Origin of the sequence: Bacteroides mucinivorans (genome assembly GCF_034654355.2) — a bacterium.
GTDB classification, from domain to species: domain Bacteria; phylum Bacteroidota; class Bacteroidia; order Bacteroidales; family Bacteroidaceae; genus Bacteroides; species Bacteroides nordii.
Genome location: NZ_CP178179.1, coordinates 59,163 through 73,202, shown reverse-complemented (window position 1 = coordinate 73,202; position 14,040 = coordinate 59,163). Strand labels below are relative to the sequence as shown.

The following is a 14,040-nucleotide window of genomic DNA, read 5'->3' as shown; positions in this document are numbered from 1 at the left end:
CTATAATTTTATCAATTCCATTCATTGATCGGAACAGAGGGATTATTGCTTGCACTATTATTTGTAATTTCCACAGTAATAGTAGTTGGACCACTTACATTTTGTAGTTTAATCTGTAATTTGCCATACCATTTATTTATTTGATTTTTTTGTTTCATAATTGATGAAAAAATGGGACGTGTTTCGTCCAAATAGTTGATATCTGTTTCTGTGTTATTTACAATTTCGAATGCTGCATCTGCGGGTGAAACTATTCTTATAATAGTACTCTTACCACTCTTGAGACAAGTTGCCACTTTTTTATCATTTGAAAGAGTCATACTTCCCGTTTGTGGAGTATGCCCAAGCCAATATACGGTTGAACCATTTTTTTTAGGAGTAAATTCATCTTGAATAGTAATAGTTTGAGTTACCCTGTTTAGCTTAATTCCCCGTATATATTTGTTCATATCACGTTTGTATATATCACTCATATCTAATATATAGAAACCACTATTATTTCCGGAATTTTGATTGGTCAGACGAGCTATCCCCTTCGGATTTTGTTCCGGACGGGCATCTGGATTGACAACCAAACAACTTTTTCCTTCAGTACGGACTCTGTAATAATAGAATCGCCCGGGAGAACTGGCTGTAGTAGTGGAATTACTTTCATAATAAGGTGCAGTTTCATCAAAGTAATCAGCAGGATAAGGATTTGTTGTACCCAGACTACCGATAAAAATGCATTCTCCATTAGCCTGAACATAGAATGAACCGGCATCTAAATGCCCGTGACTGGCACTGTTATCTCCCCCATGCATACCCACATAAAACGAATTAATATCTGAATTATTCTGGTTGATATACATATAATCCGCCCCTTTAACATACCCTTGTAATGGGATTTCGCTGACTATTCCCTGGTTAACTAATTCCGGATAATAGAACAAAAGGTCATGGTATCCATTCATCATTCCTTGGCGACTTATACATTCGTCGTAATGTTTCTTAGCCAGATTGGGATCGTTAAAAAAGTGAGCAAACCAAAAATAGGATAGGAATTTATTTGTTTTACCGTAGTATAAATAATCATCCCCAAAGGTTGCTGTTCCTACTGGTCCGGATACATTATATGGAAACCAACCTGTTTTTGAAATACCGTTTAAATCTGTTAATCCATAAGTTGTTGTCAGGTTTCGCTGCATAGCTTCCAATGCCAGGAATGCGTTGGTTAATCCGTAGGACCAATACATCAGTCCTTCTTCACTGGCCCCATCCGGTTCGAAAGATTGCATATATATCATCATTTTATTTGCAGCTAAGGCAATCAGCTGGCTCATGAAGTCGGGATCTGATTCATAGACAGCTAATGCCGCACAGATAAGTCCTCCATTGCATATTCCGTTCCAGTTGTTATTACTATTATACCAAGCCCATGCTTGTCCTTGTCCGGTTTCTATTTGTATTTTACCCGGTTCCAGTGCCAGACGACGAAGTCCGTCAATTAGCTCACTTCTTTGTTTATCATTTAAATAGTCATAAATTGCGTCATAGGCCATTGCAAATCCGCGTGCTCCAATTCCGGTATCGAGAAAATGGCGTGAGGCCCTCCAATCTTTCCAACTGCACATAGACTGCATTTGTCTATAACAACGTTCTGCATACTTCACATCTTTTGTGAATAGATAGGCTAAAGATAAAACCGGTAAATCGGTATTACCTATTTCATGGATTGTACTTATTCTTAAATTAGCATCATCCAATTTCCAAACTTTGAGTGGTGCTGAGAGTAAATTTTTGGCTTGATTTATGATATCTGCATAAGTTCTTGCCGCAAATTTTCGGTCGCCATTCACCACACTCATAATTTCAGCAATTCGTGCTTCGTTATAGAATAATCTGGGATGGATACCTTCTACTCCTGCTTTTAAGAAACCTTTTGTAACACTGTTTTTATCGATGGGAATTTTATCGGAAATCGGTTCGTCCGACTCTTTCTCTACATTGAATGAGTAATTACTTTCGAACTCTTTCCCACCTAACTTTATTTTAATAGGATAATTACCTGATGTAATATGGGTAGGGATCACGAAAGTGATTGTATTTTCATCGCCTCCAGATGGAATGATTTCGTTTTCACCCAGTAGAACTAATTCATACGCAAAATTTTCAGCAAAATTATTTCCGGTAATCGTAACTTGCGTGCCTGATCTTCCAGAAAGAGGTGAGATCTTCTCTATTGTTGGAATTTGAGTATCATTCCCATTATCTGTAACGTTATCTTTACATGCAAGAAGAAAAAATAGAAATATGAAGGGATAAAATATTCTCATATCAGTAGATTTAAGAAAAAGCAAAAGAGTGGTTCACACGGAGATCACCCTCCTTTGCTTTACAATAAATTTATTTTAAAATTTTACATACAACAGATTCGTTTCCACGTTCGACTTTTATTATATAGAGCCCTGCATTTAAAAGGGGTATATTGTATTCTGCATTTGTCTTGTTATAAATCATCATCCCAAGGCTATTAACAATAGTCACTTTATCAGTATTCTGTATACCTTCGAGATGTAATATATCATTTACTAAAGATATTTGAATATCCAACGTTACTACATCTTTTAATCCACTTAGAACAGAACCGTATTCATAAGCTCCCATATCGGGGGCTATTCCACTTATTCTCTTATTTCCACATATGTCGGTAATGAATACATCGGAATAAGATTGAGTATTAGGATTGGCTCCATTAATTCGAATAGGAATGTTTCTGTCTGTTCCGGTATTTATGCAAACTGAACCTTCTTTCAAGCTCCAGTCTGAATTTGAAATTTCATCCCAATCACCTTCCAGTAATTCTACACCACTAAAAGAAGTGGGTTTCACGAAAATATCATCTAAAGAATAATTAGCAGAAATCAGATTGTCTTTGAAATAATTTGTTAGATAGTCATCTTTAGCTGTTGGGTCATAACCTTTAATAGCTTCTGCACCTTCTTCTTGTATGAGATTATTAAACGTTGCCAGTAATGGACCTTGTTTTTGATAAAGTTGTGAAACTCCGCCTTCATTACCAATAATAATATTATTTTGAATACAGCTCCAGCCATTCCAATCACCCAAGAATAAACCTCCACAACTACTATCCGAAGTATTATTGGCAATAACACAATTTATAACGTCGCCTACCGAACCGTTTTCAATAAATATACCTCCACCTTCGTCACCAGCATGATTATTAATAATAACACAGTTGTAAAGACAACCCGCTATACCAGGAGCACCTGCTGCCTGACATTTTTTCATGGCTACACCTCCGCCTTTTTGCCAGGCTTTTCCTTCGGTAGTGTTATTACGAATGACACAATTTGAAAGGACTGAACGATAAGATATAAACGCTCCCGCTCCTAAGTCATTTCCATTTTGAATATAAAAACCGTCCCAAGTTGTTGTATATTGGAATAATATATCCTGATTTTGAAAAAGGACACGTGATTTTTTCTCTCCATCCAAATAAGTTTTATTATTTTTCAAATCTCTTATTCCATTGTCAACTGCGGAATATGCCCCATATACATTAACTCCGTCTTTCATAAGGAAACCTCCGTAATAAGTACCGGCAGCTACCCGTACTTCTCCTTTATCTGCATTAGCCTCTACTTCATCTACCATGGCTTGTAAGTCACCCGAAGCATTTTCCCAAGACGTTCCGTTGCCTGTAGCATCTTGCTTCACATAACGGATAATTTGTTCTGCATCGACAGTAAAAGAATTTACTGTTAAGATACAAATTGCAACCAGCAATACTTTTGTAATTTTTTTCATGAAATGTAAAAGTTTAAAAATTAAACAAATATAAATTACTTTATGACAAAGATAGTGGATTAGAATATTGACACATTCCACTATTCAGTTCAACTATTGTATTATTTTGCTTTGATTATTCTCCAAGTTCTTTTATCTATATAATAAAGTTGGATTATGCATCAAGCAATCAAAATAATTAGCCGCAAAACTTTTAGATCCATCCGGACGGATAAGCCAGAATCCCCTCATTTCATCGGTCTTTCGTGTATCATTCAGTTTTCTTAATTCTTCGTTTTTAGGCTCATTACAGTAAAGTTCCCACTGAATTATATAAGGTACGTTGAGTGATAGGCATACAGCTATATAAGTATCCCAGTTAGCTACTATAACCTCCTTAGTAGTCAGACCTTCATACCGTTGTTCAGGTATACCGATTTCTCCAAGAAATACTTTCTTCTCTTTATTCATATATGCACTTGGAGTAAAATTTTGTTTTATAAATTCAATACCTTTATAAAGGTTTATCCCCTCATCCAATCCCGTTGTAGAAAGAGCATCATAACATGACCACGATACCATATCTACCCGAACTTGTGAAAGTACCGAATTGATAATGCCAGGAATACCATTCATGCTATCCATCACTTTATTGGCTTCAATCGCATGGTATATTTTGCATTTAGAGTACCGTATTTCCGAACGTGCCCTTTCTACGCCTCTTTGGCGGGCATTGAACCATTTTATCATACTATTGATACGTTGAATCGAATCCGAAGGAACAAGAACTGTGTAACGATCTCCATCTACAGCTTTAATAAGTTCACCGGCTTTACGTGACCAACGAGCCTCATCTCCTGTTCCTCCGCGCATAATCCAATCACCCTCCCAATTATGTAGTATAAATTCAATTTCCTTATTTTTATATTGCTCAAGTAGATATTTAGAAAGTTCATAAATTTCATCCTCTTCCTGAATAGCTGTTTTATCAGTCGTATTGACTCCGGCTCCAGGGATACTCAATGCAATTGTACTAAAAGACATATCAAAACACGTCTTGTAATATGGGTGTTCTGCCAATTGTTTTAAAGTAAATTCTTTGGGTAAACTCCAGTTTGAGTTATACGGATATCCCCCTCCTCCTTTATTAAACCATAGCTTTACCACTCCATATCCCATTTCTTGCATTTTTTGGCATCCCTCTATAATATAAGGTTCTTTAGTGAAGTAATATTTGCCACCGACGTGAGTAGCTCCAAGACGTTTATACATATCTGTTGGAACCGGATATTTATTGGTAGGTTTGTGTTCATTGATAATGGATAAAATTTCTTTATCCGTCAGGCATTTCATTTCATTTTTAACCGAATTGCATGAACATACATTCAGCAACATTGAGAAAAGGAATAAGATTGATTCAATTTTTCTTTTCATAATATTAGTTTTGAGGAATTTTTGTATTGCATACTAACTTGTACAATACAAAATTACGGTAAAAGTTAAAGTCAATATGGACATATTTTGCTCAAACAATATACTATTTTGCCAATTTACTTTTGCAGAATAATATTATGATTTAAGAGTGCAGAAATTTTCATTCATATATAAAAACATAATGGAAGAATCGTATATGTGATTTTAGACTATAAAAGTGAAATATACACTATAAAAAATGGACTGACGAATACCGATAAGTATTATTATCAAGAATTCATGTTCCTATCCGGGGTAAATTATATAAAAGATATGGAATACGTATCTGTCCGAAATATTAGTAATACAAATCCTTTAAGTTATACTTTTTTAGTTCCAATTGTCTGTACGAAATGGTACAGCCGGTAAATCGTCGGAATTATATAAGTTTACTTCGGGATTATCAGCCCAACCGTAACGTAACGATACCGGATTGGGTACTTTGTCAGAATATACAACAATCGTTTCTCCTTCTATGTATGCCGTATCAGTCCAATAAAACTGCTGATCACTTCCAGCTATTGCAAACGATTTGGGTTGATTTCCATCTTTTGTTTTTAATCCGCCGGAAACATTATCGAAATAAATACGGATTTTATCTCCTTCAATTTCCATTTTACGGAAGGTGGGTCCCCTTCCAATGATCGAAGCATCATAGACAAGTGACTGTGCCTGCTGATAAAGTCTCCGCCCTACATCAAGTTTATTACGTGGATGAATATCGTTTGTTTCACCAATATCAATTGTAGTAACTAATCCCGTATTAGGATAGCGTAATGACATGGCTTGGGCCTCACGCAATTCTGCCCATTTAGACTCTAAAGGCTCGGATGCTCGTTTCATATAATTTGCCAATTGAATAGTAATAAATGGTAAATTACCCTGCTTGAAACCAATCCGCCAACTTTCTATCAGTTTAGGTAACAGACTTTGATATTGCTTGGCCTTTCCTACATTATTTTCTCCCTGATACCAAAAAATTCCGCGCATACTATAAGGCATTAACGGGTGAATCATTGCATTGTAAATTACGGTATGAGTATTATAATAGTTTTGCCAGCCTGGTAATTCTGGTTCAAGTGTAGCATTAAATTTCCATGGATTATCCAACCTGAATGATTGCATACCGTTTTGCGTGGTAAGAATGAGAGGCTGCTCGTCAGTACCAAGCCAGGCACTGCCCCAATGGATTACTACGCGTGCTGTAAGCTGGTTTTTGCGTTTTAACAGGCGTGCGGGAAATTCGAACTTTTTGCTAGGTAGTGGAGTTAGTTTGGTTCCATTCAACCAAAGTTCAATGTTTTGTACATTGATACTTCCGTCAAGCAATAAAGATTGTTTGGAGAGATTGGCTGGAACTTCAAAGTCCGTACGTAACCATGTCACCCCCCAATAATTATTGAGTTTCATCTTATTCGTATTTACAGGAGTATCCACCGTCAACCAATCATCATCTTTATAATTGGGGCTGAATACTTTCTTACGAATACCATGATTTGCATGTGTAGCGATACTGTCACGTATACGGTCATTCTTCTGGCTTTGGCATACATAATTCTGCCATTTTAGGCTATCCGTGTCGAATTCTTCAACCCATTTGGTATATGCATTATGGGTCCGGAGTACGTCAGCACTCATCCAGGCCTCAATATCAGTAGCTCCCCAGGATGCGGAGATAATACCTATCGGTACGTTGTGATGTTGATAAAGTTCCCGTGCAAAATAATACGCGATAGCAGAAAAACCTTTGACATGTTCCGGTGTACAAACTTCCCAATCAACGGGTGCAAGTTTTTCTATGGGAGTGGAGTGGGTTTCGTTTGGTACGTTAAGAAAACGTATCTGTGGATAATTTGCATCGGATATATCTTGATCTGTATTCGGACCTACTCCGTTTTGCATTTTCCAAGCCATATTGGATTGTCCTGATGCGAGCCATACTTCGCCAATATAAATGTCTTTTCTTTTTATTTGTTCATTATTACTTTTTACAATTAGTTCATAAGGTCCTCCTGCGGAACAGGCAGGTAGATAAAGAAGCCATTTTCCGCTACTGTCTGCACGACCATATCCCCGATTATCTCCTATTTCGGCCACTACAGTAGCATTTGGGAGTGCTTTTCCCCAAATAGGGATTGGTTTTTCTTGTTGTAGTACGCCATGGTCTGAAAAAGGAAAAGCTAAATATAAATTGTTTGAAGCCAAACTGGGTATAACTATGATAATTTTGAATACTAACAATATTAATTTGACTTTTTTCATGATCGTACCTGTTTAAAATGAATTCCAGTTTTTTGAATAGTATGCTTTATCTATTTTCTGGGCCAGTTCTTTATCCCCTTTCTGTAAGGCCACCTGTTTCATATCATGATAGAGGTAGAATGCAAGCCAATAGCCATATTGATAACGTTCTTTTACTGAACGTGGATGACGGTAAAAATTATACCATTCTACATTAAGGCGTTGCTTTTTAGCAATCTCAACTACTTCTTCCGCCTGTTTCCACATATTATCTGATACGGTTTTAAAAAGTCTATGCATATCATCATACGACTGTCTGGAAGTATCGATAATTGTATTCCGGTCGTCAATACCCAGTTCCAGTAAAGAAATGCGTTCTTCAAAATGCCGGTCACCATCCAAGTCATATTCTATAAGATCAATGAATCCATTATTATCGGTATCGGTATATTTTACCAAACCAAATTTCTCCGGATCGGGATTCATGCGAAAATAATTCCATTTGTCGTATAACCCTCCGAAACCTTGAAAATTGTAGGCTGTCTGGTCAATTCGCCAACATCCCCATTCTGCCCCATAAAGATGTATACGCCCATCGAAAGTTCCCACATAAAGACTTCCTTCACCTGAATTATCCAAATCCCATTCTCCGCGGTCACCTATTGCATCCGATTGGGCATTGTTGTCCAGTCCTCCCTTGTGCAGACCAATGGCATATAAATCTTTGGGCTCATAAAATTCTACCCTTTCCCAACGATTACAATCGTCATCTTCATCGAACACAAACCAACATTGGTCGTATTTTCCTTTTCCACGTTTAAAAAGTAATTCCAGTGCTTTTTTCGGGTCAGGATAAATTAGTTCAGTTTGCTGTCGCCAGCGTGGGTCGTAAATAAGTTTATCCGCTTCGGGTAATCCACGGAGTTTTTTGAAAGTATGTACCTGATCTGAATAATCGAATCCTTCTCCTCTAAAATGGAGGCTCATATCAAAATCGAACTCATTACCGGGACAGTTGTCATTGTCCAGATCCCATGACAGGGCAGCCCAATCTATTTTCTGAGTAAATTGAATTTCATAACGTTCGTCTATATCTTTAAAATGTGGCGAATTTCCTTCTTTAGGACGAAAATAAGGAGTATCCACCATTCGAATCGAGAATTCTGATAATCCATCGCCATCCTGATCGAAAAAGATAAAAGGATTTTCCCAATTATACCTCAAATCAGCAATATTGAAAGTTGAAGCATGCATCTTTAGAAAGAGCGTATTACCGTGATAGTCGGTAAAGAAATTGCAATGCCCACTGTGTGCCCAACACATTAATCGGATCTGGTTCCAATCAATATAATTATGAATTCCATCTTTCTCGTTAAAATCTATGATATACATGAAATCGGCACCCCAATCGAAATAACCGAATTTCTCTCCTTTTCCATTAGATACCACCACTTGAAGATCGGCAATCCCATCGTTGTTCTCATCAACCCAGTCAATACATAAATCCATAGGGCCACCGAATACTCCATCGCGATTGAGATCTATCAGCAGACAGTCATCTATCATATCTCCTTCGGTATCTCCATATTCCATATTGTCATTATCGTCTATCCACATAACCGGGATATCACCAAATATGCGGGTAATAAGTATGTCCGGGTCGCCGTCCTGATCAAGATCAATATATTCTACCGGAGCATTTATCATAGGCATACGCCAAGGGGTGAGTTGTGTGTGCGTGTTCCAATAAGCAATGGAATCAGTGGTCTGTGCCATCATTCCGACACAGAGCCACCATCCAAAGGTGATTCCAAAAACAATCTTCCAACCTAATGTTTTATTCATATTTCAATAAGATTTTGACAAAGTGAAAATGCCACTATAAACAAGCAGCTTTCTTCTGCTCTTAATAGAGTATCCTGTCTCATAATATATAGTATGTTTTTTCATGAATGGTATTATAGTCGCAAAGTTAGGGCTTTAGCTATATCTATATGAATACTTTACGGCATAAGCATGATACTATTTTGCTTTTTATTTGGGATTTAAATAAAAAGACGTAATATTGTAACCATATTAATCTATAAAATACTGATATAATGAAACGCATTATTCGGGAAATAACCCCCATTAATAACGATGATTTTTTCGTCTTATTAAACCACCCGACCGCAGGATTTGATTTTCCTACTCATTATCATTATGAGTTCGAACTTAATATGGTGGAACATTTTGAAGGAAAACGTATTGTAGGCGACTCAGTGGAAAATATCAATGGTTCGGATCTGGTACTGATTGGTCCAAATACTTTTCATGCCTGGGAGGCTGATACAGAGTTTCGTACTCATGTTATTACAATACAGTTTAGTTCTGAATTGTTTGGTTCTTCTTTTATCAACAAAAATCTTTTTCGTCCGGTAAAGGAGTTACTCGATCTCTCTGCACGTGGTATCGTCTTTTCAGAAGCGGAACAAAAACGTATTTTGCCTCGTCTGCTTGCTTTGGCGGACAAAAGGGGCTTTGATTCGGTAATCGATTTTCTGATTATTTTGAATGAGCTTGCTATTTCGCCTGATAAACGGGTATTGTGTAGTCCGAATTTTACTCAGAATCATTATGAGGTAAAAAGTAGACGCATTAAAATCATACATCAGTATCTACAAAAGAACTATAGTAAAAGAATCACTGTCGGAGAAGTTGCCAAACTTATTAATATGACAGAATCAGGATTTTGTCATTTCTTTAAAAAGCGGACTCAAAAGAGCTTTATTGATTTTCTGAATGACTTGCGTGTTGGTGAAGCCGCCCGTATGTTATTGGAAACGACAAATACCATATCAGAGATTTCATATAATTGTGGCTTCAATAATATTTCCAATTTTAATCGCATTTTTAAGAAGAAAAAAGGTTCAACACCGACGGATTATAGGGAAAGAAATATGAATAAGATGACCATCTACTAAATTATAGCTTTTCATTTTTAGGATTGGCAAGGAGACGATTATATCTTTCAACATACTTACGATTCAGTGAGCGAATATTGCTATGCTTGGCCTATTTTACTGTTATTTCTCCTTCCAACCAAGGAGTCGTACCTAATTCTAGACTCCGGGCAATGGGTAAAGAAGTGGAAACAAAAAGTTTATGTGTTCCCGGTACCAGCATGCGATGTCCTTCCATATTGAAATCCGAAAAGCGGGCAGCAGGAATACGGAAAGAGTACTGATTTTCTTTACCAGGATTAATTCGGATACGCATAAAATCTTTCAAATCGAATTGCGGAGTCCGGAATTTAGCGTTTTTAGTCTGTTGATATAGTTGTATGACTTCTTCCGCAAGAACACTTCCGGGATTGCGGACGGAAAAGGACACCACCAGAGTATCGGTCAGAGTAAGGTATAAAGCCGACTTCTGTTTCTGAGAGTATGCCGGGAGTACTTTGATCTTTAAATTGCTTAATTCAATGGTGCTGTAACCCAATCCGAAACCAAACGGGAACATAGGGGTAACGGTAGAATATTTATAGGTCCTTCCTTCCATAGAATAGCTTTTATAATCCGGAAGTTGATTCTCATCCATTGGAAAAGTAATGGGCAACTTACCTGAAGGAGATACTTCTCCGAATAATATGTTTGCCAGAGCATCGCCTCCTTGCTCACCCGGATACCAAACAAATAATAATGCGTCGGATAATTGGTAAACCTCTCGTAAATCGACAGGACTTCCTCCCGTAACGACAACGATCAGTGGGGTATCTTTGATCGTTTCGCGCAACTCGCGTAAATATTTTAGTTGTGTAGCCGGCAGGGTGATATCTTTACGGTCACTATGAAAGTCTGAGGCAATGGCTTCCCCCTCTTCCCCTTCAGATAATGTACTTAACCCGATAACGGCTATTACTGCATCCGAGCCACGCGAGTCAGTAAATGCCCAGTTCTCACTATTCTTATTTTCCTGATTATATGTAAATCCTTTACGATATTCCAGTCGGGTTCCTAAGTCCACTTTGGCAGTAATTCCTTCCAGAATAGTACGTGCTTCTCCTGTTTGCCCGTTGTAATTGCCTAACAGCACATCGACATCTGAAGCATGAGGACCGAGTAGATAGAGACGTTTTATTTGGGGAGAAAGTGGAAGGGTTGGCATGTTGTTTTTTGAAGAAAGAGAATTTTTTAATAATACGATAGACTTCTGCGCAGCTTCGAGTGCCAGCATCTTATGTTCCCGGTTTCCCACAGCGGATAACGGAATCGCATTATAAGGACAATCTTCTTTCGCATCGAAAAAGCCCAGTTTAAAACGGGTACGATATATATTGGTTACAGCGCGATCAATATCTTTTTCATCTACCAATCCTTGCTTTACTGCATTTGGCAAGGCCCGGTAAGTATCTCCACAATTCAAATCGATTCCCCTATGTATGGCAAGGGCGGCAGATTCTTCGGGAGTTTTCGTCACCTTATGCCCTAAATGAAAGTCTTGTATGGCCCAGCAATCCGATACGACATGCCCTTTAAATCCCCAATCTTCGCGTAATAAATGATTAAGCAGGTCGTTGGCACAGGTTGGTTGTCCGTAAAGTGCCGAATAAGCCCCCATAGTTGCTTCAACATGGGCTTCTTTGACCAATGCTTCGAATGCCGGAAGATAGGTCTCATATAAATCCTTCATTGGAGGTTCGGCATTAAAGTTATGTCGTTCGCCTTCCGGTCCACTATGAACCGCAAAATGTTTCATGCAAGCCGCTGTTTTTAGGTAGTGTGGATTGTCTCCTTGCATACCTTTAACAAAAGCAATTCCCATTTGCGAGGTAAGCCAGGGATCTTCACCCCATGTCTCCATTCCTCTTCCCCAGCGTGGGTCCCGGAAAATATTTATATTAGGTGACCAGAATGTCAGCCCGGTGTATTGGGTACGGTTTTCCATTGCTTGTGCAGCATTGAATTTAGCACGTGCCTCATCGGATATTGCTACAGCCAGACGGTAAATCAATTTAGTATCGAATGTGGCGGCAAGTGCAATAGGCTGGGGAAATACAGTGGTACGTCCGAATCGGGCTACCCCATGAAGTCCTTCGCTCCACCAATTATATTCGGCAATTCCCAATCGTGGAATTGCAGGTGAATCATGTAGTAATTGAGCACATTTCTCTTCCAGTGTCATACGTGATACGAGGTCATGCAGACGTTCTTCCAAAGGGATACTCTTATTTTGATAAGGCAGTAACCCCTGCGCGGATACCATGAAGGAGATGCTGCAGAATATAATAATTCCCAATGTCTGCTTAAATAGTTTTTCCATAAATATCCGGTTCTATTTTAGTGCTTCAAAACTGATAGCGGCCTTAAGAAATTCTTCTTGAGAAGGCATCCGATTCTGCTTTTGTGTGAAGTTTATTATCCACTCACGGCTTTCAATATAGAATTTCTGATATGTATAATAAAGAGGAGTTTTACTTCCTTTTTGGTCGATTAGCCAAAAACCGCGGTTGGAACCGTCATCATTTAATTCATTGTTGTACATTTCCCAGAAAAGGATAAAAGGACATCCCCATTTCATTGCTGTTTTTATTACCCATTTGGCACGTTGGTCTATTTCTTCCTGCGAATAAGCAGCTTCGCTCCAACCATACTCACCAATGAAAAGACGCTTTCCTTGTATCCCAGTCTTTGGCTTCATTTTCGAAGCTATGTGGTTAAGGTGTATTGTAAGAGTTGAATCCATAGCTGCTTCTGTTGCAGGAGGATTGGTTGCTGTATAAGAAGAAAAAGAGACATAATCGGGATTGATTTGTGGCAAAATGGTATTAACGACGCAAGTGTCTCCTTTTACAGCAAGGTCCGAAAGGTTTACCTCTACATAATGATACATTTCTATATTACTATGTGGAGTATCCCGTTTGGCATCATCAATGGCTTTTTGGCGGACATTGAGCCAACGTGTCATTCCTTCGACTGTACGCGGATTTGCAGGTTTGTCCCGATTGTAATCCCAACGCAGATGCCAGTCTCCTTCCCAATTACCAAGATAGAAAACTTTTCCCGTTCCCGAATACTTTCTTAATAGATAGCAGGCTAAGTCATAGATTTCTCTATATGATTTATCAGCATATTCGTCACTCAGTCCATCAATAAATTTAATTTGGTATTCATCTCGTTTTTCGCCTTTGGGTTCTTGTGTATATTGTGAAAATTCATATATCCATATCTGGTAATATGTAAAATCCATATTGAACACTTGGGCTACTGACTTTTCTTGGGCTAAATCCTTGAGGCTTTTTATTTCCGGTTGGTAAGGGATATCATAATTTTCCCAGTAATATCGTGGACTCAGACTCATTTTTAGTAAATTGGAACCCATTTTACGGATTTCCACGGCTGTTTCTACCAAATTCGTCTCTTCGGTAAATTTATATTTTGCTCCGACGGTTTGCGTTCCGATAATATAATTGTAGGAATTAATTTCTTTATCAAAATTCTTCCCGTTAGTACAAGACAGGCAAATACAGCTACTCATCGCCAAGTATATTACAGTTTT

8 protein-coding genes are annotated in these 14,040 nt (G+C 38.1%); 1 reads left to right on the top strand and 7 read right to left on the bottom strand.

All coding sequences use genetic code 11. From position 1 onward, the window contains the following. Window positions 1-11 precede the first annotated feature (11 nt). From VCM39_RS00255 to VCM39_RS00235, 5 genes are all read right to left on the bottom strand, one after another. Window positions 12-2,315: a DUF4962 domain-containing protein gene (locus VCM39_RS00255; RefSeq protein WP_322932327.1), complete on the bottom strand. Its 2,304-nt coding sequence runs from the start codon at window positions 2,313-2,315 to the stop codon at window positions 12-14. A 70-nt stretch (window positions 2,316-2,385) separates the two neighbouring features. Further along, the gene (locus VCM39_RS00250) at window positions 2,386-3,810 is read right to left on the bottom strand and encodes a choice-of-anchor Q domain-containing protein (RefSeq protein ID WP_221649684.1); all 1,425 of its coding nucleotides are present in this window, start codon (window positions 3,808-3,810) and stop codon (window positions 2,386-2,388) included. 132 nt (window positions 3,811-3,942) lie between these two features. Further along, window positions 3,943-5,223, bottom strand: a complete 1,281-nt coding sequence (locus VCM39_RS00245) for a hypothetical protein (RefSeq protein ID WP_322932326.1) — start codon at window positions 5,221-5,223, stop codon at window positions 3,943-3,945. A 369-nt stretch (window positions 5,224-5,592) separates the two neighbouring features. Next, entirely contained in the window at window positions 5,593-7,524 is a 1,932-nt protein-coding gene (locus VCM39_RS00240; RefSeq protein WP_322932325.1) for a sialate O-acetylesterase, read from the bottom strand. Window positions 7,525-7,536: 12 nt separating this feature from the next. Next, a complete protein-coding gene (locus VCM39_RS00235; protein WP_322932324.1) occupies window positions 7,537-9,348 on the bottom strand; it encodes a hypothetical protein in 1,812 nt (603 codons plus the stop codon). Window positions 9,349-9,602: 254 nt separating this feature from the next. Between VCM39_RS00235 and VCM39_RS00230 the strand changes: the two genes are divergently transcribed. Next, window positions 9,603-10,466, top strand: coding sequence for an AraC family transcriptional regulator (locus VCM39_RS00230; protein ID WP_221649680.1), 864 nt, complete (start codon window positions 9,603-9,605; stop codon window positions 10,464-10,466). A gap of 91 nt (window positions 10,467-10,557) precedes the next feature. Here VCM39_RS00230 and VCM39_RS00225 read toward each other — a convergent pair whose 3' ends face one another. Both VCM39_RS00225 and VCM39_RS00220 read right to left on the bottom strand, forming a co-directional pair. Further along, window positions 10,558-12,804 carry a glycoside hydrolase family 3 C-terminal domain-containing protein gene (locus VCM39_RS00225; RefSeq protein WP_322932323.1) on the bottom strand — a complete coding sequence of 749 codons (2,247 nt, stop codon included), beginning with the start codon at window positions 12,802-12,804 and terminating at the stop codon, window positions 10,558-10,560. A gap of 12 nt (window positions 12,805-12,816) precedes the next feature. Continuing rightward, window positions 12,817-14,019, bottom strand: a complete 1,203-nt coding sequence (locus VCM39_RS00220) for a hypothetical protein (protein ID WP_322932322.1) — start codon at window positions 14,017-14,019, stop codon at window positions 12,817-12,819. Window positions 14,020-14,040 lie beyond the last annotated feature (21 nt).